Origin of the sequence: Shewanella glacialipiscicola, assembly GCF_023283485.1 — a bacterium.
Classification (GTDB): domain Bacteria; phylum Pseudomonadota; class Gammaproteobacteria; order Enterobacterales; family Shewanellaceae; genus Shewanella; species Shewanella glacialipiscicola.
Genome location: NZ_JAKILU010000035.1, coordinates 1 through 23,677, shown reverse-complemented (window position 1 = coordinate 23,677; position 23,677 = coordinate 1). Strand labels below are relative to the sequence as shown.

At 44.3% G+C, this 23,677-nt stretch carries 16 protein-coding genes; 5 read left to right on the top strand and 11 right to left on the bottom strand.

Translation table 11 applies throughout. The features are described from left to right. Positions 1-55: 55 nt before the first annotated feature. The gene (locus tag L2717_RS17050) at positions 56-709 is read right to left on the bottom strand and encodes a nucleotide-binding protein (RefSeq protein ID WP_248938116.1); all 654 of its coding nucleotides are present in this window, start codon (positions 707-709) and stop codon (positions 56-58) included. A 917-nt stretch (positions 710-1,626) separates the two neighbouring features. Continuing rightward, positions 1,627-3,123 carry an aldehyde dehydrogenase gene (locus L2717_RS17045; protein WP_220774018.1) on the bottom strand — a complete coding sequence of 499 codons (1,497 nt, stop codon included), beginning with the start codon at positions 3,121-3,123 and terminating at the stop codon, positions 1,627-1,629. A gap of 281 nt (positions 3,124-3,404) precedes the next feature. Between L2717_RS17045 and aptA the strand changes: the two genes are divergently transcribed. The 4 genes from aptA (at position 3,405) to L2717_RS17025 (ending at position 7,633) form a co-directional block, all read left to right on the top strand. After that, positions 3,405-4,769: an omega-aminotransferase AptA gene (gene aptA, locus L2717_RS17040; RefSeq protein WP_220774019.1), complete on the top strand. Its 1,365-nt coding sequence runs from the start codon at positions 3,405-3,407 to the stop codon at positions 4,767-4,769. A 69-nt stretch (positions 4,770-4,838) separates the two neighbouring features. Further along, positions 4,839-6,329: a CoA-acylating methylmalonate-semialdehyde dehydrogenase gene (locus L2717_RS17035; protein ID WP_220774020.1), complete on the top strand. Its 1,491-nt coding sequence runs from the start codon at positions 4,839-4,841 to the stop codon at positions 6,327-6,329. A 30-nt stretch (positions 6,330-6,359) separates the two neighbouring features. Continuing rightward, positions 6,360-6,725: a cupin domain-containing protein gene (locus tag L2717_RS17030; protein ID WP_220774021.1), complete on the top strand. Its 366-nt coding sequence runs from the start codon at positions 6,360-6,362 to the stop codon at positions 6,723-6,725. Between the two features lie 185 nt (positions 6,726-6,910). After that, positions 6,911-7,633 (top strand): TorF family putative porin, encoded by a 723-nt coding sequence (locus L2717_RS17025; RefSeq protein ID WP_220774022.1) that lies wholly within the window; start codon positions 6,911-6,913, stop codon positions 7,631-7,633. Positions 7,634-7,713: 80 nt separating this feature from the next. Here the strand turns inward: L2717_RS17025 and nagP are convergent, their stop codons facing one another. The 8 genes from nagP to L2717_RS16985 all read right to left on the bottom strand — a co-directional run bounded on the left by nagP (position 7,714) and on the right by L2717_RS16985 (position 20,639). Further along, on the bottom strand, positions 7,714-9,012 hold the full coding sequence (nagP, locus tag L2717_RS17020; RefSeq protein WP_220774023.1) for an N-acetylglucosamine MFS transporter NagP: 1,299 nt from the start codon (positions 9,010-9,012) through the stop codon (positions 7,714-7,716). A gap of 330 nt (positions 9,013-9,342) precedes the next feature. Next, the gene (gene nagX, locus L2717_RS17015; RefSeq protein WP_220774024.1) at positions 9,343-10,497 is read right to left on the bottom strand and encodes a transmembrane glucosamine N-acetyltransferase NagX; all 1,155 of its coding nucleotides are present in this window, start codon (positions 10,495-10,497) and stop codon (positions 9,343-9,345) included. 206 nt (positions 10,498-10,703) lie between these two features. Next, positions 10,704-11,840 carry an N-acetylglucosamine-6-phosphate deacetylase gene (nagA, locus tag L2717_RS17010; protein ID WP_220774025.1) on the bottom strand — a complete coding sequence of 379 codons (1,137 nt, stop codon included), beginning with the start codon at positions 11,838-11,840 and terminating at the stop codon, positions 10,704-10,706. A gap of 94 nt (positions 11,841-11,934) precedes the next feature. Continuing rightward, on the bottom strand, positions 11,935-12,933 hold the full coding sequence (gene nagB-II, locus L2717_RS17005) for a glucosamine-6-phosphate deaminase NagB-II (RefSeq protein WP_220774026.1): 999 nt from the start codon (positions 12,931-12,933) through the stop codon (positions 11,935-11,937). Positions 12,934-12,979: 46 nt separating this feature from the next. Beyond that, positions 12,980-13,885: an N-acetylglucosamine kinase gene (gene nagK / locus L2717_RS17000; protein ID WP_220774027.1), complete on the bottom strand. Its 906-nt coding sequence runs from the start codon at positions 13,883-13,885 to the stop codon at positions 12,980-12,982. A gap of 219 nt (positions 13,886-14,104) precedes the next feature. Next, entirely contained in the window at positions 14,105-16,918 is a 2,814-nt protein-coding gene (locus L2717_RS16995; RefSeq protein ID WP_220774028.1) for a beta-N-acetylhexosaminidase, read from the bottom strand. An 8-nt stretch (positions 16,919-16,926) separates the two neighbouring features. Then, positions 16,927-17,337 (bottom strand): hypothetical protein, encoded by a 411-nt coding sequence (locus L2717_RS16990; RefSeq protein WP_248938115.1) that lies wholly within the window; start codon positions 17,335-17,337, stop codon positions 16,927-16,929. Positions 17,338-18,014: 677 nt separating this feature from the next. After that, positions 18,015-20,639, bottom strand: coding sequence for a TonB-dependent receptor (locus L2717_RS16985; RefSeq protein ID WP_220774843.1), 2,625 nt, complete (start codon positions 20,637-20,639; stop codon positions 18,015-18,017). Positions 20,640-21,062: 423 nt separating this feature from the next. Here L2717_RS16985 and L2717_RS16980 point away from each other — a divergent pair, with 423 nt between their 5' ends. Continuing rightward, positions 21,063-22,082: a LacI family DNA-binding transcriptional regulator gene (locus L2717_RS16980; protein WP_220774842.1), complete on the top strand. Its 1,020-nt coding sequence runs from the start codon at positions 21,063-21,065 to the stop codon at positions 22,080-22,082. 44 nt (positions 22,083-22,126) lie between these two features. Here the strand turns inward: L2717_RS16980 and L2717_RS16975 are convergent, their stop codons facing one another. Continuing rightward, positions 22,127-23,416 (bottom strand): NAD(P)/FAD-dependent oxidoreductase, encoded by a 1,290-nt coding sequence (locus L2717_RS16975; RefSeq protein WP_220774841.1) that lies wholly within the window; start codon positions 23,414-23,416, stop codon positions 22,127-22,129. Positions 23,417-23,677 lie beyond the last annotated feature (261 nt).

The window sequence follows — 23,677 nt, the reverse complement described above, 5'->3', positions numbered from 1 at the left end:
TGGAGCGACTTCATTCTGCTAATGACAATCTGTCACCGGTAGAGTTTGAAAATTCTCAACTAAAAGTGTCCTGTTTGGGTTGACCAGTACAATCCGACCTTAGCTTTTTTGCCCGTATTTTATTCAGTTCTGCCTCGAACTCTTTTCTTAAAGTTTCACGGTGCTTCACTTTTTCCGCGGGACTTGAAAAGATAGGAGCTGTTGTTTTGGGTTTACTAATGAATGGATAAAGTGCTGATTTGAACGATGCTATAAGTTCATTTCTAACTGTTGCTTTATCAGCGTAGTTGTCGTCACTGAGGTTGTAAACGATGGGCCATCGTTTATGCGCCAAATCAAACGGCAGGTTCTTGTCTGGGCTGCCGAATGAAGAATTCATGATATTAATTACGCGACCATCACCAAGGCTGCTTAATGCATAGCCAAGTTCAATTAGAACGTTGGGATTCGGGCAGTATTTCTCATTTTCTGATTTGGTAATGAATGTTATGTCACCAATAAATATGTCACTTTTTTCAATTTTACTAAGGATGGTGCTTGCTATGTCTGGCGACCCTTGTACGTCTTTCGTGTCGTGATCCAGTCTTAATGCATCCTCAATTTTCAAATCTTGGTTGAGCTGCTTTATGGCTCGTTCAAGACAGTCTTTGATGAAGTTCCGATTGAACTTGTTTTCAATATCGCTCTGCCAAGAATAAAAAATCTTCAAATCAGGTTTCCTTGTTCTTACCGCTTAACGTCTTAGTATTTATGCGCTGCACGGTTTGCTAGGCATAAATCGCTTATTGGACTTGGCCGCTGTCACATCCATGTCAATTGGTATAAATGATGCTATAGGAATTTGCTTTTTTGCGGTAGCGTTTTTTTATACAGTTTGAAGGGTAATCACTTGATATCGTTTTAGCTTTCTCATTTTTCGCGCTTATTTTTTTCAGATGAATCACTATCTAACGACTCAAAACTCCAAGGAATACACCTCCCCTCGGAGTTGCCGCAGGGCGAATAGACAAATTGCGTGAGTCTCGCCATGGATGGCGAGCTAGCTTTCGCAGGTGCAGGGACGCATCCTTCGGAAGCGATAGCAAATTTGTCAATGAGCACAAGGGGCTTTCAACTCCGTTTGGGGCGTCATGGAGCATCCAAGGAGGATAGGACGAGCAGTCCTCCTTGGTCGGGTGTGGAGTGAAGCCCCACGACTTTGATTTTGATTAAAGCATTCAAAATACGAAACACACTTTGGGGTAATAGCTTTTTAGCTAAACGAACAGCGAAAGGGTTAGTGAGGATTGGCATTGTTGTACCAGTGACCGATGGCGGCATGGATGCCGCCGTCGAGCCTATAGGGATATATTTACGGCGAGTCACTGGGAAAGCAATGACAATTAATGTTGCACCTGAGGGCTCTTCTAAAACATGAATGTTTTAGAAGAGCCCTCAGGGAAACAATGGAAATTAATGCGTAATACATGTAACTCAACTGTCTTGCTTGGGGCAAAACTGCCCTAAAAATAAAAACCTCTTTCCATGCAATATGAAAAGAGGTTTTAGTATTGAGCGAAAGCGGCTCCTTCTCTATATATAGACAAAAAATATAGACAAAAAAAGAGCGGTTATAAAACAGTCCGCTTATAGCACGATCCAAGTCGCTTTCAATTCAGTGTATTTGTCGAAGGAGTGTAAAGATTTATCTCGGCCATTACCTGACTGTTTATAGCCACCGAACGGCGCTGTCATGTCGCCGCCATCGTAATGGTTGATCCACACCATGCCAGCGCGCAGGGCTTTAGCGGTTTTATGGGCTTTGCTGATGTTTGAGGTCCACACACCTGCGGCTAAACCGTAGATGGTATCGTTGGCGATTGATATCGCCTCTTCCATGCCGTTAAATTCAATCACAGATAACACAGGGCCAAAAATCTCTTCGCTGGCAATTTTCATCTGATTATTTACATTAGAGAATACCGTTGGCTGCACATACACGCCGCCCGTGTCGGCCATAACTTGGCTGCCACCGTAGACTAGAGTTGCGCCTTCATCTTTACCCGCTTTGATGTAACTAAGTACAGTGTCTAACTGTTGTTTATCGACAACGGCGCCGCTCACTGTGGCAGGATCGAGTGGATGACCCGGATGCCATGATGCTAGTTCCTCTGCAATAAGCGCAATAAGCTCATCTTTTACCCCTGATTCCACCAGCAAACGCGAACCCGCGGTGCAGACTTCACCTTGGTTAAAGGCAATCGCTTCAGCGGCGGCAACGGCTGCGGCTTTGAGATCTGGCGCGTCATTAAAGACAATATTAGGGCTCTTGCCTCCCGCCTCTAACCACACGCGTTTCATGTTCGACTCGCCTGCGTAAATCATTAATTGCTTAGCAATTTTTGTCGAACCTGTGAACACCAGCGTATCCACGTCCATATGCAGGGCTAAGGCTTTACCCACGGTATGGCCAAACCCTGGCAGCACGTTTAATACGCCTTTAGGCATGCCTGCTTCAATGGCGAGTTGCGCCATACGAATAGCCGTTAAAGGTGACTTTTCAGAGGGTTTTAACACCACACAGTTACCTGTCGCCAGCGCAGGCCCTAATTTCCAGCAGGCCATCAGCATAGGGAAGTTCCACGGCACAATCGCAGCGACAACACCGACAGGTTCACGAGTGATCATGCCGATTTCATTGTGGGCGGTTGGCGCGAGTTCATCGTAAATTTTATCAATCGCTTCGCCCGACCAGCGAATAGCACGGGCAGCGCCCACCACATCCACCGCCTTAGAGAAACGAATAGGTTTACCCATGTCGAGGGTTTCTAACAGCGCGAGTTCATTGGCATTTTCTTCGAGTAACTCGGCAAAACGTATCATGACTTTTTTGCGCTGCACAGGAGATTGCTGCGACCAAACACCTGACTCAAATACGCTGCGGCCATTGGCAACCGCAAGGTTGGCATCGTCAACATCGCAACTCGCCACTTTTACCAACAAGCGGCCATCGATAGGACTAATACAATCAAAGGTGTTACCCGAAACGGCATCTTGATATTCGCCATTGATAAAAGCCTTACCATTAATAGACAAACGGGCAGCAAGACTTTCCCATTCGCTACGTTTCTTTGGTGTGTTCATGATGACCCCTTAATAGTTCGTATAAGTGTGGTTTATCGTTCATCGACAAAAAATAGCCATCTGTGACAGACGAATTGCAAATGCGAAACAGCATCGCAGGCATAATTTCTGGCTTCAGATTACGCTGTTTGAGCAATAAAATTCAATATTTTTTACAAAAATAGCATTTTAGCTACAAATAACTGCACACCACTATTCCATGTTCATTATTTCTGACATAGCATAGCAAATAATAGCCACCCTAAAACCAGACCTAAAAAGTACAGGACAAGGTAAACACTATGGCCGATTTGCCACTCAATTCCTCAAATGATTTTTCAAGCAAGTCTTCGCAAGAGATGCCCTCACTTGAAGCCCTGTGGATGCCTTTTACTGCTAACCGCCAATTTAAAGCCAACCCGCGGTTACTTGCCAAGGCTGAAGGCATGTATTACAAGGACATTGATGGCAATAAGGTTTTAGATGCCACCGCGGGTTTGTGGTGTTGTAACGCGGGCCATGGTCGCAAAGAAATTAGCGAAGCGGTCAGCAAACAAATACACGAGATGGACTACGCGCCCTCCTTCCAAATGGGTCATCCTATTGCCTTTGAACTCGCTGAGCGTTTAGTTGAGCTAAGTCCAGAAGGATTAAATAAAGTCTTTTTTACTAACTCAGGTTCTGAGTCGGTCGATACAGCACTTAAGATGGCGCTGTGCTATCACAGAGCGAATGGTCAAGCCTCACGCACTCGCTTTATCGGCCGTGAAATGGGTTATCACGGTGTGGGTTTTGGCGGCATCTCTGTCGGAGGATTAAGTAATAATCGCAAAGCCTTTAGCGGCCAATTGTTGCAAGGCGTTGATCACTTACCCCACACCTTAGATATCCAAAATGCGGCATTTACCCGTGGACTCTCACACTTTGGCGCTGAAAAAGCTGAGATATTAGAACAGCTTGTGATCCTACATGGCGCCGAGAATATTGCCGCCGTCATCGTTGAGCCAATGTCGGGTTCTGCTGGGGTAATATTGCCTCCCCAAGGTTACTTAAAACGTCTGCGTGAAATCACTAAAAAACACGGCATCCTACTAATTTTTGACGAAGTTATTACCGCTTTCGGTCGCGTTGGCGCCGCCTTTGCGAGTCAACGTTGGGGCGTTATCCCAGATATGATCACCACGGCTAAAGCCATTAATAATGGCGCTATTCCTATGGGGGCTGTATTCGTGCAAGATTTTATCCACGACACTTGCATGCAAGGCCCCAATGAACTGATTGAATTTTTCCACGGCTATACCTATTCCGGCCACCCTGTTGCGGCGGCCGCGGCGCTTGCCACCCTATCGATTTATGAAAATGAGCAATTATTCGAGCGCAGTCTTGAGCTTGAGCACTATTTCGAGGACGCATTGCACAGCCTCAAAGGCTTGCCGAATGTGATTGATATTCGCAACACTGGCTTAGTCGCTGGGATTCAATTTGCACCTAACGCTCAAGGCGCGGGGAAACGTGGCTACGGCGTGTTTGAACATTGCTTCCGCCACGGCACTCTGGTGCGAGCCACGGGCGATATTATTGCCATATCGCCGCCACTGATTGTCGATAAACGCGAGATTGACCAAATGGTTAACAGCCTAAGCGATGCGATTAACGCCGTTGGATAATAGCGCCAGCTGTTCGTTCCACTCTCACATTTAACACTCCGCTGCGGCGGGGAACATCAAAGGTTAACTATGCTCAAGATCACTCACTTTGTTAATGGTCAGCACACCCCTGCCAGCTCAAGAGCCCAAGATATTTTTGAACCAGCCACTGGCGAACATAGTAGCCAAGTCTCGCTCGCCAGCGAAGCGGAAGTTGGTGAAGCTATCGCTATCGCTAAAACCGCCTTTGAGACGTGGTCGCAGGTAACACCACTCAACCGTGCTCGCGTGCTATTTAAATTTAAAGCCTTAGTCGAGCTACACATGGATGAAATGGCTCAGCTTATCACCCGCGAACACGGCAAAGTGTTGGATGATGCAAAGGGCGAGATCATTCGCGGTCTCGAAGTGGTCGAGTTTGCCTGTGGTATTCCGCACTTACTTAAAGGCGAGCACACCCAACAAGTGGGTGGCGGCGTCGATTCTTGGTCAGTTAATCAAGCTTTAGGTGTTGTCGCAGGCATAGCGCCCTTTAACTTCCCGGTGATGGTTCCCATGTGGATGTTCCCAATCGCAATTGCCTGCGGTAACACCTTTATTATGAAACCCTCGGAAAAAGACCCTAGCGCTGTGATGCGTATTGCCGAGCTGCTTAAAGAAGCGGGTCTTCCCGATGGCGTGTTTAACGTGATTAACGGCGATAAAGAAGCCGTCGATAGCTTACTCACCCATAAAGATGTGCAAGCGGTAAGCTTTGTTGGCTCAACTCCAATAGCCGAATACATCTACAGCACCGCCTCTAAACATGGCAAACGCGTACAAGCCTTGGGCGGCGCAAAAAACCATATGCTACTCATGCCTGATGCAGACTTAGATCAAGCCGTGAGCGCCTTAATGGGCGCAGCCTACGGCAGTGCGGGCGAGCGTTGCATGGCGATTTCAGTCGTACTAGCAGTAGGTGATGTGGGCGATGCGTTAGTGGAAAAACTGCTACCGCAAATCCAAAGCTTAAAAGTCGGCAACGGCCTGACGCCAGAGATGGAAATGGGCCCGCTTATCTCAAAACAGCATCTTGCCAAAGTAACCCAATATGTTGAAGCGGGCGTGCAAGAAGGCGCAGCATTGCTGGTCGATGGCCGTAAACTGAGTGTTGAAGAAAATCCACAAGGCTATTTCCTCGGCGCCTGTTTGTTCGACCACGTCACGCCAGAGATGAGCATTTATCGTGAAGAAATCTTTGGCCCAGTGCTCGCCATTATGCGCGTAAAAGATTACCCGACCGCACTTGAGCTGATTAACCAACATGAATTTGGTAATGGCACGGCCATTTTTACCCAAAGTGGTGAAGCAGCAAGACATTTTTGCCACCACGTGCAAGTCGGTATGGTTGGAGTGAACGTACCGATTCCTGTGCCGATGGCATTCCACAGTTTTGGCGGTTGGAAACGTTCACTGTTTGGACCGCTGCATATGCATGGCCCCGATGGCGTGCGTTTTTACACTAAGCGTAAAGCTATTACTGCGCGCTGGCCCGTAGGCAAACAGACTCAAGCCGAGTTTGTTATGCCAACGATGAAATAGCCGAATGTCGGCTTAACAAGGAAATCGCACATGACGGTGAGCATTAATGCCATTATTCGCTTTGCTACGGCGCAAACAGCCGTTGAAAGCTACCGGCTACCGGTGGAAAAGTTGTTAACAGGTAACCCAACCCAAGGGTTAGAGAATCATTATTCTAGCCCTTGCGATCAATTTCACAGTGGAATTTGGCAAAGCGAATCAGGTGCTTGGAAAATAAACTATACTGAATACGAATACTGCGAAATCCTCGAAGGAGTAAGTGTTATTACTGATCTTCGGGGTCAATCACAGACTTTCACTGTGGGTGATAGGTTTATTATACCGGCAGGGTTTGAAGGGACTTGGGAAGTCGTCGAACCGTGTCGTAAGATTTATGTTATTTTTGAGCAAAAGTGAGATCAACGAGGCTGATGTCAGCCTCAGTAAAACGGCTAAGTTATCTTAGCAATACTCGCCAGTAGTTCACAGTAATGGGTTTTCCTAGGCTGTTGATTGGCAAACTAACGGATGTACTGACGCCATTAAATCACCTTGGCCGCCAGTAACACGTCCGAGTCAATAAAGAAAATGGGAGAAATACCGTGCATAATAATCTGAATAAAAAACGGCTGGTACAGCTTGTTGGACTCGCGCTTACGACCACCCTATTCTCCGGTATTGCGGCCGCCGAAGTGACGGGGGAAATCGGTGTGACAAACGACTATCGTTTCCGTGGTATATCACAGACTGCAGGCGATCCCGCACTGCAAGGGGGTATCGCTTGGAACTTCGACTCGGGTTTCTCTGTCGGCGCTTGGGCAAGTAACGTCGATTTTGATGAACCCGGCTATAATGGCCCTGCAATCGAATATGATTTCTATGTTGCTTATGGTGGCGAGATCAACGAAGAGCTAAGCTACGATGTCACTATTAACCGTTATAACTACTCCGGTGAGAGTGACATAGGCTACTTTGAAATCACCGCAGGCATGGATTATAAAGGCTTTCGCGTCGCCTATTGGTTCACCGATGACTACAGCGGCACTGATTTAGACTATCACTACACTGAGCTTAACTACTCTTATGGGTTTGTTGAGAACTGGAGCCTCGATTTGCACTACGGCTACAATGCTGGTGACGCGTTAGATGACGGTGAAGGCTTTGATAGTTACTCAGACTATTCTGTTGGTGTATCGACTGAACTAGCAGGCTTTGGACTTTCTTTAGCTTGGTTAGGTACCGATCTCAGCGGCGACCAAAAGGTCTCTGATGGCGCATTTAAAAACTCTGATACCGTTCTTGCTAGCGTGAGTTACGCGTTCTAACCCTCTTGAGCTTTAAAGCATAATCTTGATAACTCAATAAAAAGCCCTCATCATCGAGGGCTTCTTTTTTACAATTCGGTTTACCAGCGACGCATTTTATGGCCTTTTACCGCGTAGAACAGAATGAACAAATAACAGGGTAACAACACCATATAACCGCCTTGCATGCCCATGTCTGTCGCTGAGCTCATTAAGCCCCAAGACACAGGACCAAAGGCGCCACCCGCAATACCCATAATCAATAGTGCTGAACCGGTACTGGTTAATTTGCCCATGCCAGACAAGGCAAGCGGCCACACGGCGGGCCAAACTATTGCATTAGCTAAACCAAGAAAAGCAATCATCAATAATGTGTCAGGCAGTGCCACGCCACCAAAAGGTACTAATACGATATTAGCAATAGCGTAGGAGTTATTGTCGCCAAACAAAATGCCACATGTCAGCATTAAACCTAGAATGGCCGAAATCATCAGCGCCTTAGGTTGTGAAATAAAACGCGGAATTAATAAGATACCTAATGTGTAACCCAGCACCATACACAACATGGTATAAGAGGTCATCACGCCGTAATGTTCAACCCCAAGTGAAAGTGCAAAAGTGCCAATCGTGTCACCGGCAATTACTTCCACTGCCACATAAACAAATAGTGCCAACACACCGAAAGCTAAATTAGGGTGAGAAAGTGCCGCTTTAAGCTGGCTTTTATCGGTATGTTCAACGGTTTCATCTTCATTAGACAACTCTGGTAATGGCGATTTTTTCACCATCAATGCTAAGATACCGATAAAAATGGCCATACCTAAATACGGTAATACTAAGCCATCAGCCATTTCATCAATTTGAATTTGAGTGAGCTCAGTACCAATACGGTCTTTAAAGCTGTCTAAAATCAGTGCTGAGAATACTAAAGGCGCAATCACGCCCGCACCTTTGTTCAAAATACCCATCACACTCACACGGGCAGCGGCTGATTCTTCAGGACCTAAACGCACCACATAAGGATTAACTGCTGTTTGTAATAGGGTTTGGCCTGTGCCCATCACCAATTGAGCAAATAGAAATAAACCGAAAATTTGCGTTTCTGCCGCAGGAATAAATAACAATCCCGCCAACATCATCACGCCCATTCCCAATGCCATGCCATTTTTATAACCGACCTTGTGAATAAGCCAAGCAGAGGGCAAAGCGGTGAAGGTTACGGCGATATAAAAAGAAAATAAAATCAACGAGGCTTGGAAAGGATTAAGCTGCAATATTTGTTTTAAATACGGCATTAAAGAACCGTTCAACCACGTGGCGAATCCGAGGATGAAAAATAGAGCCGCTACAATGGCCATGGGGAGAGCGCTGCTTTTTTGCTGGCTTTTATCGAGTGTCATTTCCATAAACCTGCTTCTTATTAGTAGTTAATTATTGAGGTGATCACGGGATCAAAATTAATGTCTAATTTCCCGAACATCCTTACCGCGACTCGTTGACAATGGCGAATGTTATCATTCAAAAGCCCCATTGTTTCACCGATGTTAAAACAAATAACACAAAAAGACAACGCTGTCATTTAATAAATATCTAGTGTAGCCCCTATCACAATCACCAATTAGCCGACAATTAAGTCGTCAGTCAGTGATAACTCAAACCTAGAAAATAATGTAAAAAAAACCGCAAACACTCAGTGCCTGCGGTTGTTCTCAATCTATTAAGTGAGCTGACTAAATCCTGAAAAAAATATTTCGGCGATACAACCAATATAAAACCAGCCACTGCACCGCAAGCAAGCTGATAACCGCAGCTAACGGTTGGCTAGTTGCAGGCAATGTTGCAACCACACCGCCAAACACACTCAGCGCGATATATTTCCAATCCACTAAGCTAGACGCTAAGTAAATAATAATGGCGTTAGTACCAATAACCACAAAGAAAAATGCCCATCTTTGCCACTTAAGTACGTCAACTAAAGCATAAAATATGGCCAGTAAAATCATACTCCAGCCTGAGGTCACTAGCACGAATGAACTGGTCCATAAGATTTTGTTAACAGGAATAACCACATCCAACAGCCAACCTACAGCTAAGCAGATACCACCTGCTGCTGCGAGTAGACCGACTTTAGCCCACTCTCCTTTAGGGTGGGATTTAACAATAAAGTGACCAACAAAAACGCCTGCTAATGCATTGACTATGGCGGGGAGTGTTGACAATATTCCTTCAGGATCTGGCGTATAGCCTTGATAGCTTATGCCGGGTAATAAAATTGAATCAACATAGGCATTGATTGATTCCGCTGGCGAGAGCACGCCGGCCTGCCCACCAGGAAAGGGCAACCAAAGTTGCACTGCGCCATAGCCAAGCAAAATGCCCAAGGCGACGACAATTTGGGTTCGTAAACTGGTGTGCCACACCAGTAATGCCGCAAAAAACCAAGCAAAAGCGATTCGACCTAACACGCTGGCATAGCGAACTTTTTCGGGATCGGCAGGCACTCCAGCACCCCAACCATGATTATATAAAATCCCTAGTAACAACAATAAAAACAGCCGCTTAATTCCATGGCGATATACAGGTAATCGCTCGTTCATGGGTAATTTATCTAAACGTTTGGGGGATAATCCTAAGGCGACACCGGAGAGAAAAATAAATAGCGGAAAAATTAAATCGTAAAATTGAAAACCATGCCATTGGCTATGGTGCATCTGTTCATCGCCCCATTGCCAGCCTGTCCAACCGGTTAAAATAAGCAAGCCACCAAACAGCGCCTCACCACCTAAAATCCAAAACATATCAAAACCACGAAGCGCATCAAGAGACATCAGCCTAGGTTTTTTCACTTTCTCCGCCAAGGACTCGTTTGTTTGCATCATCTCCATACCATATCCTTTCTTATTGTTATTTATAGCTTTTATAAAAGTTAGGTAAAAATTAGCACCATACACTATTAGTGCCAGACAATATGCCTGCTATACCATATTAGTGCTGCGCCTATATGGTGCTACATCATAAAAAAACTTAGCCCCTGTCATCAAAATATGACAGGGGCTAATGGTTAAGTCTGATTTTTTACTGGCAACATAATCTAAGAGTGAACATAAACAGCCTGTCCTGCAATATAGTTTGCCAGCACTTTATTATGGACATCAAGCAACACCAGATCTGCTCTATGCCCCGATGCTAAACGGCCAGCCTTATGGTCAATTCCGAGGAACTGTGCCGGATACAAGGCCGCCATTCTTAACGCTTCGGCTAACGGCAAACCCAATAAGTTCACGGTATTATTAACCGCGCTCGCCATATCAAGCACGCAACCTGCCAATTCACCAGTTATGGCATTTAATCTGTCACCGACTCTAAGCACTTGAATACCAAAGAGCTCAAAGCTCATTTCATCGTCCATGCCAACTGGCGGCATGGCATCGGTGACGAGCATTATCTTGCCTCTAGGCTTGGCGCGCAGAGCGACCTTTGCCGCAGCAGGATGCACATGATGACCATCGACAATTAACCCACACCAAGCGCTTTCGCTCTCAATCGCCGCGCCAACCATTCCCGGCTCACGGGAACCGAGTGGTGACATGGCATTATAAAGGTGCGTAAAACCGGTGGCGCCAGCAGCCAATGCCGTAACAACCGTGTTGTAATCGGCATTAGAATGCCCCAAACACACCTTAACGCCCGAAGCGACAAGCGTACGAATAACCTCTGGCGACACATTCTCAGGCGCAAGCGTAACGACTTTTATCCCCAGATCTTGACGACAAAATACTGCAAGTTCAGCATCGGTGATGTGGCGAATAAAGCCCTGTGGATGCACTCCTTTTTTAGGTACAGATAAATGCGGCCCTTCAAAGTGCACGCCTAAGACGCCAGCGCTACCTTTTTGCAATGCCTCAGCAATAGCATCGGCTGCTTTTACCATCACACCAATGTCATCGGTGATTAATGTCGGTAAAAATCCGGTCGTACCAAAACGGGCATGCGCTTTAGCAATCGTTTCAATACAGGCCACGCTAGGCTCGGCATTGAATAGTGCGCCGCCGCCACCATTAACTTGTACATCGATAAAGCCCGGCACCAATGTTCCGGCTTGGCGAATTTCTTTTACACCTTTAACGGTATCAAAAGCCAGAATATGCCCGTCTTCAATCGTCACTGGCGCATCTTCGTGGAAATGTTCGCCATCAAAAATACGTTCAGCGATCAGGGTGATTTTCATCGCAAACCTCTTTCAATAAATAACGCGAGTGACTTGGTTAAGCCTATTCCAGCTAGGCTTAACCCCGTAAAACTCAATCTCATCAACGAGTCACTTAGAGTGTTTGGGTCACTTTTTTAAGACCCGCTGGTTGATCAGGATCGATACCGCGGGCAATCGCAACTGCGGCCACGTCGATATAAAAACGTTGTAATAACGCTAACGGTGCCACACGTGGATGAATATCAGTCGAGGTTTGATTTAGATGCACTAAGTCGGCGCCGCGTTGGCTCACGTTTTCAATTTGTTCGATATGGCTCGCGTAGGATTCATCGCCAATACATACATCGACGATAGTGAGTTTTTTCTCAACTAACGTTACGGGGCCGTGGAGGAACTCGGCGCTACTAAATGCTTCAGCATGGATTGAACACACTTCTTTTAACTTAAGCGCAATTTCCTTAGAGACCGCATAACCTAAGCCACGGCCGAGTACGACTAAGTTTTTTACGTCGGCAACAGATTCAGCCGTGAGCTGCGGCTCAGCGTCCACCGCGGTTTGCAGCGCTTGTGGTAAAGAGCCCACCGCTTTGGCAAGTGATTCACTCTGCGTCCACGCGGCGGCAAGTTGTAAAATCGCTGACAGCGTCGCAAGGTAACTTTTAGTCGCTGCAACGGCTTTTTCTTCGCCAGCACGTAAAGGCACAACCACATCAACGATATCTTTAATCGGTGCAGTTTCATCGTTGACTAAGGCAACACAAAAAGCACCGGCATTTTTTGCCATGCGCGCCTGTGCCAAAATATCAGGGCTACGGCCAGATTGTGAAATCACAATCACTAACGCACCTTCTAATTTCAAAGTCTTACCATATACGCTCGCCACCGATGGCGCCGCAGCAAAAGTTGGCACGCCGGTTTCAATTTCAAATAAGTACTTAGCGAAAACACCCGCGTGATCCGATGATCCGCGGCCAACCATCATCACAAAACGAGGATTGAAAGCGCGCAGCTTTTCACCTAACTGCTGCATAATATCAACGTTAGCCTCTAACTGAGCCGCTATTTTTTGCGGTGCAGTGCGAGCTTCTTGTTCCATAATCGTGTTTGTCATGTCTTTTACCTTCACGTTCAAATAGAGGATTGAGCTTCAGTACTATTTATACTGATAACGATTTATTAAATTCTTGCTGGGCAAAATACATAGCACCAAATTCGGGTGGGGCTAAGGTCTCTGAAATTTTGGCAACCACATCGGCACTAAGCCAAGCCTGTAACGGTTCAGCAAGACCGCCTATCATCGAAAATCGCACCGGATTGAGACTAAATAGTTTCCGTGCCATCTCACTAATGTAATCCGCGCCTTCTTGCACTATGGCTATCGCGACTGCATCACCGTCATTGGCACAATCAAGCACGTTTCTGGCTAATGCAGCGTAACAACTTGATGATTTTCCCGCTAAATTTTCAACAATACCGAGTGCGTCGGTGACGTTAAAGTAATTCAGTAGCATGTCGGTTAAGCTTGTCGATACGGCAAAGCCGTCGAGCGCCAGCAACACATGTTCAGCTGCTTTTAATCCAAGCCAAGCGCCACTGCCTTTATCGCCTAATGCAAAACCATAACCACCAATACTTAAACTGGTGTCATCAACATGGGAATAACCACAAGAACCAGTGCCAGTGATAATCACCGCGCCATCGGCACCACGATGGGCACCAATACAAGCCGTGTGCAAATCTGTGGTGACATACATAGCCGCAAAAGGATGCTGCCAGTTGACAACATCTTGATATAACCGAGGTACATTGACACCTGCAAGACCAAGCCCTGCCACCAGTAAACGACTATCGCTTTCTTTCATACCGGCATCTAGCAATGCTAAACGAGTCGACTCCTCAATGGATTCAAATGTTTGAGCAAGACCATGCAGTGGATTTGCACGTCCTGCAACACCAGTACCTAAAACGTTGCCGTCTACAGAATAGATAGTGGCTCGGCATTTACTGCCGCCTCCATCTACACCAATAAACAACGGTTGATCTTTTGTCTGGATTAACCCCATGACACCCCTCTCACCTATCAATGCAGCGCTATCGTTGCTTATTATTTGCCGTTAATACCGCATCCAACTTTAGTTAACTCAATGTTACAACAACAATGACAGCGTTGTCATTTACTTTTTAAGTGATTTACGTTCAAAAGTAAAATTGAGGAAATTAATAAGGTGGAAATAAAAAAGCTGTATTTTATCTTTAAAATACAGCCTGATATAAATATAGCTTTAGTTAACGATTAAACTTCGGCCTTTACGAATACTATCGGCGGCAAGGGCGCGGATCTCAATCGGTGCAATAACCGCTTGCCCCGCTTGATAAGTTTGCCATTGGCCATTTAGGCTACGGTATTCAAGTTTTAGTCCTGGATACGCGATATTGGCAAACAGTTTTCCGTCACGGATCTCAGCGCCGACCGTCGGTACGCGATAGTCGATACCCGCTTTATCTAGCTTGATAAACTCTTTATGCCCTAAGGTATTCGCCAGTTGTTGCCAGTCCTTTGCTTGCGCGTCACGCATGGCTAACGTAAAAGCGCCTGAACTTTGGTTATAGAGCGCGCCTTGATATTGATAAGGAACTTCCCACGCGGCTTGATGCCAAGCCCGCTCGGCCAACATCAATAAGCGGGGAAATATCATATATTCAGCGGTGTCGTCACTGCGAACCGATTCACTCCAGAGCTGCCCTTGCAAGCCGCGAAAGGATTTACCTTTCTCAATTGGACCCGATATTTTTTTGCCTGCCTCATCGAGTTTGATGCGGTCATCTGCTTCAAATGGTTGATTTTGAATATCGGTCCATTGCTCCGCATTGGCGGCCAAATTATCTGGCATAAAGCTAAACACTTTATGGCTGTTAGTCGCACGGCCTGCCCAATAATATCCGTGCTCTTTGGGATCCGCCTCGTATGGAAAATCAAAATACAAGACTTCAGGATTGGATAACACCACATCCCAACCATAGTTAACTTGCCTATTAGCGTGTTCATAACCTTTATAGGCAATCACATCCCAAATATTAGACTGCACTTTAGCCGGCATGTTTTCAGGGCGAACATGGCTCATGCCATCGCTCCATCCCGCAACTTCAATACCTTTAGCGGCAAGCATGGTAGAAATACGTTCGATAAAGTACGCACCTAATTCATCGACCGATTTAACGCCCTTATCATTTTGCGCAATAAACGCTAAGCATTGTGGTGATTGCTTCCACGCACCTGCAGTTTCATCGGCGCCAATATGGTAGCGAGTAAATGGTTGTCCTGCGGCTTGGTGTAACTTAGCAATTTCATCAATCACTTTTTCAACAAAGTGATAAGTCGACTCCATACAAACGTTAAGTGTATTGTCGTTGTAATACTGCACTGACGAATAGACCGTGGTGTCCTTGGGATCGGATAACAAATATTGCTCAGCTGCGGTATTTTTCCCTTCTACTTGCAACTGGCGAGCGCCAGCATCTAAAGACTTCACCGCATTACTACTTGGCTTATCCACTGACGCGACCACTTGCACTAGAGTATTTGTAGTTCCCTCAACTTCCTGTGCCTGCAATTTACGAAAGCGCAATTCCATCGATTTAATTGCCGCGCGGCTGTGGCCTGGCATGTCCATCGATGGGATGACTTGAATTTGACGAGCTTCGGCATATTTCACTATGTTGATATAATCTTGTTTGCTATAAAACCCATTGACACTGGTGTCAGCAAAAGGACCACTACCCAGTTGTGGTAGTAAACAGGTGTTTTCTTCAAGATCATGGCAACGTTTGCTGCCTATATCAGTCAGCTCTGGTAAACCGTCGATTTCAAGTCGCCAGCCTTCATCATCGGCCATGTGTAAATGCAGCTTATTGAGTTTGTAAGCTGCCATTTGGTCAAGTAAATCTAGGATCAGCTGTGTACTATGGAAGTTGCGCGCCACATCTATGTGCATACCACGAAACGGATAACGCGGACTATCTTCAATCGTCATGGCATTAACATTAAGGTTTTGTATGTCCAGCAAACTCGCTAATGACGATAACGCATAGGAGTATCCCGCCGCGTCGCTTGCCGCAATCACAATACCACTTTGCTGAATGTCCAAGCGATAACTGCCTTCAGCGCCATCTTGGCTTACCAATTTCACCGCTAACCCACGGGTTGATTCAGCCACACCAAGGCGGGCTAAACGCGCCAATGCTGCAGCGACTTGAGCCGGTTGCTCTGGATTATCTTTTTGATATTCAAGCTTAATACCAGATGTCAGTGATACTGATTTATCGCTTGAATGAAGTTGTACTTTTTGTGGGGTAGGAATAATCGTATTGACTGCTAAGGCCGCATTTTCGCTTACGCTTTGGTTCGTGATAAACAGCTGCGCAGCATCCGCAGGCGCTAACTTATCGGTTTCAGTACGGCGATACTGTTTCACCATGTCGGTATAGCTTTCGACATAGGGACGTAATTCTAATCTAGTTTCAGTATCCTGACTCACCTGGGTACTCGCTATGAGCACGGGGGCTAAATGCTCGGCGGCCAAGTAATAATTGGGCATGGCATCGGTTTCGGCCAATTGCCATAACTCACTACGGAATCTGAGTGTTTTTTTCACGCCTTGATTAAAGCCCGTAAAGGCAGCCGTTGGTGAAATACGATAAAGATCGCCCTTTATGTGGGTGATGGTAAATTCGTTACCTTCAATTGATTGCACCGGACGCATTTGGCTGAAGTAAATCGCCCAGTCGTGGCTCGCAAGATTGACTCCTGGAACAAAATCGATTTCAGCCACAAAACAGCGGCCATCGGCGAGCGCTTTGTTACATTGCTCATCTGGAATGTTAGTCACAACACGGTAAGTGACGGCTAAGGTATCGCCCAATTGCTGTAATTGAGTTTGAGTTAGAGCCCCAGCAACGGCGCTAGTTTCAGCGGCAGATGACTTTTGTACTTGATACTCTTGCACTTGATTACGTGGCTGATTTTCTACCTGAACATCTGAGCAGGCTGTCAATCCGAGTGCGACCAGAATGCTAGTCGCAGCAAATCTTTTATTCATGATGATCCTTATCTGGCTCCAGAAATAACAACAACTTGAAGGAAATAACTAATACCAGCAGCTTTTCCTTTGGGTGGATAGTCGCTCGAATACGCTAAATGCTCGCTATCGAATAACTGTAAACCTACGACATTGGCATGATGGTTTAACCGACGAAAAAATACTGTTCTAACGCAGGTTTGCTCCCACGCCGCAGGAGAAATGGTTACTGTAGAAATATGAACGGTATCTTCAGATAAACCAGATTGAATTAAACAAGAAACAACCCAATTTGTTATGAGTTCGACAATGACAGTAAAATAGCTAGACGCAGTCAAAGATGCACTAACTAATATTGTCGCTGATGTGATTAATAATAGCGAAACACCCGTAATTATTTTCGTAATGATGCTTAGCACAACCTTTAAAAATATCACCATTAATTACAATCTCTTTTTTATTATCTAGTTTGTACCCTAAAATATTATTTATCGGTGCCGCTAACATTCTAATGCTGATAACAGCAATGGAATAAAATCACTTAAAAAAATGGCTGGGCACTGTTTTCAGTATCCAGCCAACGCTAGTTTCTGGGGGAGAGACTATCAAAAATATAAAAGACAAGCCTATTACCATCAAGCTGTAATAGTTTTATCAAAACATGATAAGGAGACCTCATCCTCGTCACGTAGACCTTACAAACAAGGTTGCCACACAAGCACATGACAACGCTGTCATTAGTAAGTTACACAAAAACAAACCTTATTGCTACATATTTTTGACAATTAAACCGATTGATTGATTCGTCAATATTTATCAATGAGATAAATGTAACGACCATGACTTCTACAGCCAAAAAATAATGACGATGTTTTAAGGTTATCGCCAACACCTTGATTAAAATTAAATCAACATGTCACATAGTCGTACTGTATTGAACGGTTAATGTGGCTCTCAGTAACAGCAAAAAGAACTAGATTGCATTATGGCGATTATTTGGCGATAAAGGCGTTATGGCTAGCGTGAAAGTAGAGTTTTTTACAGCGCATACTGTTTAAAATCTAATAAAAAAGCCTAGCAGTGTTAGGCTAGGCTTTTTTTAATCTAATAACTTAAATTAGAAACGTAATGCAACACCAAGCTTATAACGAGCTTCACCGTCGAAGCTCCATACTGGGTAATTATCTTTAAACTCACTGATAACGCCCTCAGCATCCGCTGGTGATACACCTTTTTGCACACTGTCTTCTTCAAGTAAGTTAACAACTTCAAACGTAAGAGATAAATAATCCGTCACGCTATAATTAGCACTCAAATCCAAGGTGCCATAGGCTTGATGTTCGCGGTTACCATAGAAACCTGGTAATTCGCGCATCATATATTCTGAACGCCAGTTATAAGCGACACGAGCAGAGAAATCATCCATTTCATAGTAACTAACTAAGTTAACTGTATGCTTAGATGAGTCAGAGAATACACCCACACGGTCAGCATAGTTTTCAGCAGGTGAAGTTGCATCTGCAAATGTGTAGTTAACAGAATAACCTAAGCCATTATCGAATGAATCTTGCAATTGCAGTTCGATACCATCAATTGAACCACCGTTAGCATTGTAGTTTTCACTGACAGTCCAACAATCATAGACACCTACGCCACACGAACTACCACCAGCAATCACTAGACTAGGATCTTCGATACCAATTTGTTGATTCAGATTTTCTCTAGTAGAGATAAATGAACTGACATCTTTAATAAAGTAAGTGGCAGCAAACAAACCCTCACCACTAAAATACCATTCTAAGCTCACATCAGCTTGCGAAGCTTTAAAAGGTTGTAAATTGACACTACCAGTTACTTTCTTTTCGTTACCTGGAGTACCGTCATTTAAACCAGGTAATTTAGACGTTGCGAATAAATCAGCATAGTTTGGACGTGAAATAACTTGAGATGCCGAGGTTCTTAAAATTAAATCACTGGCAAGGTCAAATGCAATATTCACACTCGGCAACACATCGTTATAACTTGCTTTGTCAGTACTTAAACCGTCTGCATAAGTCCCTGTTGGGCTAAATGCATAATAGTCTGACTCAACATCAGTAGAAATATATCTTAAACCGAAGTTACCACGGACTCCCTCACCGGCGAATGTTGCCATGGTATACAGCGCCAAGTTTTTCTCTTGAAGTGTGCCATATCCAGACTTATCGAGAGTGAAGCCATCAATAGCAGCGTAAGCATCATTGATCATGTTATCAAAAATAGGTTTAGGCAACGTAAAACCTGCACCTGATGACATGGTGCCAGAATAATAGGCTGATGCATCCTTAGCCACTATGCCAGATGATTGGGCGGCCTCAGTTGTTTGAGTAACATCATGATCTGCATAGCTAATACCTGATTTAATCGAGGTAATCACCCCAAATTCTACCGGGATAGTAAGATCGAATGTTGCAAATGATTCTTCATCTGTGTTCGGTTGCTTTTTTAACGCCCAACCTGCAGTTTCTAATTGGCCATTAAAATCACTAGCATCAAATGAGTTGTTGGCAATATTAATATCAATCACGTCACCAGTAGCGTCATAAATACCCGCAAAATCCCCTGGCTTACCAATAGACTGGCCATAGTTAGATGTCAGGTCGGTTCCGCCTTCGGCTTTAGTTTTACCGATACGACCTTCTAACTTATAAGCGTCAGCCTGATAGGCAAAGTCCAGATCAATGGTGTCAGAAGACATGCTCGCTTTACGAGCCCATGTTTGAGCCCAAGCAAATCCATCTTTACCAGTATGTTCAACTAACGTACAAACACCTGCCGCATTTTTCTTAAGACAGGTATTTTCGCCTTGCTGAGTAGGGAACAAGAAAATAGAGGTGTTAGCATTGTTAGCATCAAGCTGAAGGCTCATGACATTCAGACCAAACTCAAGACTATCAGTTGGTCGATATTGGAATGCCGCATTAATGGCAGTGCGCTCACGATCTTGCTGGAATGTGGTAGGAACAATCTCTCCCCAACCGAGCAAAGACTCAATACCATTGCGTTGATATTCAGTTTTATCTAACGAACCCGCCACGAGAAAACCAAATTTTTCGTCTTCAGTTTTCCAGCTATATAAACCTGAAGTTTGTGGGTCAATTTCCTCAGAAACCGTGCCATAGTCGCCTTTAGCGCTTAAGAACATAGAGTTCGCATCTAAATCTAGCGGTTTACGAGTTTTAACAATAACCGTACCGCCAATACCGCCTTCAGCAATATCAGCTTGAGATGATTTATAAACTTGAATGCCACCGACCATTTCTGGTGGTAGCAAGCTGTAGTTAAAGCTACGATCAATGGCTTGTTGATCAAACCAGCCCGTAGAAGCCACTGAGTGGCCATTTAGTAACGTACTGGTTAACTGGCTAGAAGCACCACGAATGGATACTTGTTGACCTTGACCAAACTGGCGATTTACTGCAACACCAGGAATACGACCTAGCGACTCACCAACATCTCCATCAGGAAACTTACCGATATCTTCAGCCGTTACAGCATCAACGACAGCATCAGAAAAGCGCTTGTCATTAACGGATGCTTTCATTGAAGCTCGCATACCACGCACTTCAATTTTTTCTATATTTTCAGGTGCAGCGGTGGTTGCCGCGGCGTCTGCAGCGACAGCGCTGATGGATACTGCACTGCCAAGTAGGATAGCAATGTTTGTAGCTAATACACTTTTCTTAAAGGTTGATGGTCGCATCTTGTTTCCCTTCCATAACTTATTATCGTTTTAGTATTCATAACCATTCCCAAAGGAATGACAACGCTGTCATGTCTAAGGCGAACATTACACAATAATCAACACTCTTGCCACAACAAAATAACAGTCACAGCAAAAAAATGTTATAAATCCAAAATGAACGCGACCATTTCAATTAAAAAACATTATAAAATATAGAGTTAAACCTAACGGTGTAAACTTACAACTTGGAGTTTTATTTTAACATTCACAAAAATCGCTAATTTGTAACAATTCAAGATTGCTAAGCACTCTAAAAGCTCGCACTATAAAGGCATAAATAAGAATACAGATAATAAATGTCAGCTTATCAATGGTAGGTAAAGGATTCCCAATCATTAAGCTGCTACCTCTTCACGACCTTAGACAAAGAGTTTTGCATCAATGAAAGTCACTATCAACGACGTAGCTAAACATGCGGGGGTATCTATCAAAACAGTATCCCGTGTGACCAATAATGAACCGTCAGTCAAACAAGCCACCGTTGATAAAGTGAATGAGGCCATAAAAGCACTCCATTACCAGCCTAATTTAGCAGCAAGAAATCTCGCTGGTAATAAGTCTTATGCAATTGGTTTTATTTATGATAATCCGAATGCCTACTACATTATTGACATGCAAAACGGGATCTTAGAAGCGTGTAAAAACAAAGGCTATGAACTGGTTATCCATCCTTGTAATGCAAAATCAGCGACTATTTGTGATGAGCTTACGGCACTTGTCAAATATTCTAGACTCGCGGGATTAGTACTAACCCCACCTCTTTCAGAAGATCCAAAAGTGCTTAAAGCACTAACAGAAATCGATGCTCATTATGTCCGAATTATTGCGGGCGAAAAAGATAATGACCAAAACGGACTGACTATTTTAGTTAATGACAAATTTGGGGCTATTGAAATAACTCAGCATTTGATTGATTTGGGACACAAAAATATTGCATTTTTAAGTGGTGATTTACACCATGAATCAACCAAAGAGCGATTACTCGGTTTCAAACAAGCATTAAAAAATAATGGCCTAAAGCTGGATAAAAACTACATTATTGAGGGAAAGTATTCATTTGAGTCTGGTGTTGATGGTGCAAATCAATTGATTAAACAATTGCATCGCCCTACTGCAATCGTTGCCTGTAATGATGAAATTGCCGCTGGTGCACTTTTTGCGGCTCGTTTAGCAGGTTTGGATATACCGACTGACTTATCAATTGTAGGCTTTGAGGATAGCCCATTCTCACGTCAAACTTGGCCAAAGTTAACTACTGTTCACCAACCGAATGCAGAAATAGCGCAGGTTGCCACTGAATTATTAATCGCAAAACGTCGCGAGCAAAGTACAACCAATTCAAAAACCTTTACGCCAGAACTGATTATTCGAGATTCATCAGCAAGACCTAAACAAAAATAGAGAGCATTAGCTCTCTATTTTTATTGTTCAAATTTATAAGACGACTAATGTAACTTAAGCTTTGGTCGTTGCCACTTTAATAGCTTTTGCGCAATACGGTAAACGACAGCAGAAAACCAACCGTAAAGACTTGCTAAGTGCCTTTGATATAAAGAGATATACATTAATCTAGCAATATGACCTTCAACAAAAAAATCACCTGAACGCAGATTCCCCATCAAATTACCCACTGCCGAAAAACGACTTAAAGAGACGAGTGAGCCATAATCTTTATAGATAAAAGCTTTTTCAGGCTTGTCTTGTAAACGATTAACTATATTACCAAATAAAGTATCGGCCATTTGTGCAGCAGCCTGAGCTCTAGGTGGCACAGGTCGACCAGAGTCTTGCATTAATAGTGCGCAATCACCAAGAGCATAAATATCTTGATGCCCTTTAACGCGCATACAAGTATCTACTTCAATTTGATTACGTGAAGTTATGGGAAGTTTAGTAAAGTTCTCAAACGCTTTAGGTCCTTTCACCCCAGCGGCCCACACTTTCAAGCCAGCTTTAATCACATCACCATCTTGCGTAATAAAGCCCTCATGCGTCACCTCTTTAACTTGCACCCCAATATGCAAACGGATCCCTATCTTATCTAAAACAGCTTGAGCCCTAGCACTAACACGTTCAGGTAATTGAGGTAAAATTTTCGATGACGCTTCAATTAAATGCACCTCGAGATGGTGTTTAGCTATATTGAGGTAACCATACTCTTTAACAGACTCAATAACATGATGAAGTTCCGCCGCTAATTCGACACCAGTAGCGCCAGCCCCCACAATACCGATGCTAACTCTTTCCTGTGTTTCATTTAATTGGAGTAATGCATCAAGTAACTTATGATGAAATAGATTGGCATTTTCAAGATTGTCTAAGAATATACAGTGTTCATCAGCACCTAAGGTATTAAAACTATTAGATACACCGCCTAATGCCAACACTAAAATGTCATAATTAATTTGGCGCGGGGCTAAAAGCAATTCACCGTCATCATTATAGACAGTCGCTAACTGAATCGATTTAGTGTCGGGGTCACACTGCTCTATCTCACCGCGAATATAACGATAGCCATTTTTAAGTCCATGATCGCGATAAAGTAAGCCTTCAATTGATTGATCTATTACCCCAACAGCAACCTCATGTAATTTAGGCTTCCATATATGAATGGGACTTTTGTCAATCAAGCACACATCGACGACATCACTGCCACCCCATTTTCGGCCCAACTTAGAAGCAAGTGCTAGGCCAGCGGCCCCGCCACCCACAATCACGATTCTTTTGGTAGACAAAATCACAACCTCGTAGAGCATATTTTAATAGCTAAGTTATATCATGTAACAGATAAGAGATAACTACATTAGTCACGTAAAACAGGGGAGTTTCCATTAAAGATCGTTCAGAAACTTAACCCTTAAACTGGATTACCCCATCGCGATAAAAGTAAAAAAGGGCCCATAGGCTGTCTCTTGATCACATCTCGTGCTCAAGAGACTGTGCCAATTCATAGCCTTCAAGGATAGTTTGCAGCTTGAACCATCCTTCCCATAACC

Bases quoted from the DNA above. Each gene is read 5' to 3' on its own strand.
- nagA (WP_220774025.1), bottom strand. From the start codon at position 11,840: ATGAAAATCACCCTGATCGCTGAACGTATTTTTGATGGCGAACATTTC.
- L2717_RS16995 (WP_220774028.1), bottom strand. From the start codon at position 16,918: ATGAATAAAAGATTTGCTGCGACTAGCATTCTGGTCGCACTCGGATTG.
- L2717_RS17030 (WP_220774021.1), top strand. From the start codon at position 6,360: ATGACGGTGAGCATTAATGCCATTATTCGCTTTGCTACGGCGCAAACA.
- L2717_RS16990 (WP_248938115.1), bottom strand. From the start codon at position 17,337: ATGGTGATATTTTTAAAGGTTGTGCTAAGCATCATTACGAAAATAATT.
- L2717_RS17045 (WP_220774018.1), bottom strand. From the start codon at position 3,123: ATGAACACACCAAAGAAACGTAGCGAATGGGAAAGTCTTGCTGCCCGT.
- L2717_RS17035 (WP_220774020.1), top strand. From the start codon at position 4,839: ATGCTCAAGATCACTCACTTTGTTAATGGTCAGCACACCCCTGCCAGC.
- nagK (WP_220774027.1), bottom strand. From the start codon at position 13,885: ATGGGGTTAATCCAGACAAAAGATCAACCGTTGTTTATTGGTGTAGAT.
- nagP (WP_220774023.1), bottom strand. From the start codon at position 9,012: ATGACACTCGATAAAAGCCAGCAAAAAAGCAGCGCTCTCCCCATGGCC.
- nagB-II (WP_220774026.1), bottom strand. From the start codon at position 12,933: ATGACAAACACGATTATGGAACAAGAAGCTCGCACTGCACCGCAAAAA.
- nagX (WP_220774024.1), bottom strand. From the start codon at position 10,497: ATGGAGATGATGCAAACAAACGAGTCCTTGGCGGAGAAAGTGAAAAAA.
- L2717_RS16980 (WP_220774842.1), top strand. From the start codon at position 21,063: ATGAAAGTCACTATCAACGACGTAGCTAAACATGCGGGGGTATCTATC.
- L2717_RS16985 (WP_220774843.1), bottom strand. From the start codon at position 20,639: ATGCGACCATCAACCTTTAAGAAAAGTGTATTAGCTACAAACATTGCT.
- aptA (WP_220774019.1), top strand. From the start codon at position 3,405: ATGGCCGATTTGCCACTCAATTCCTCAAATGATTTTTCAAGCAAGTCT.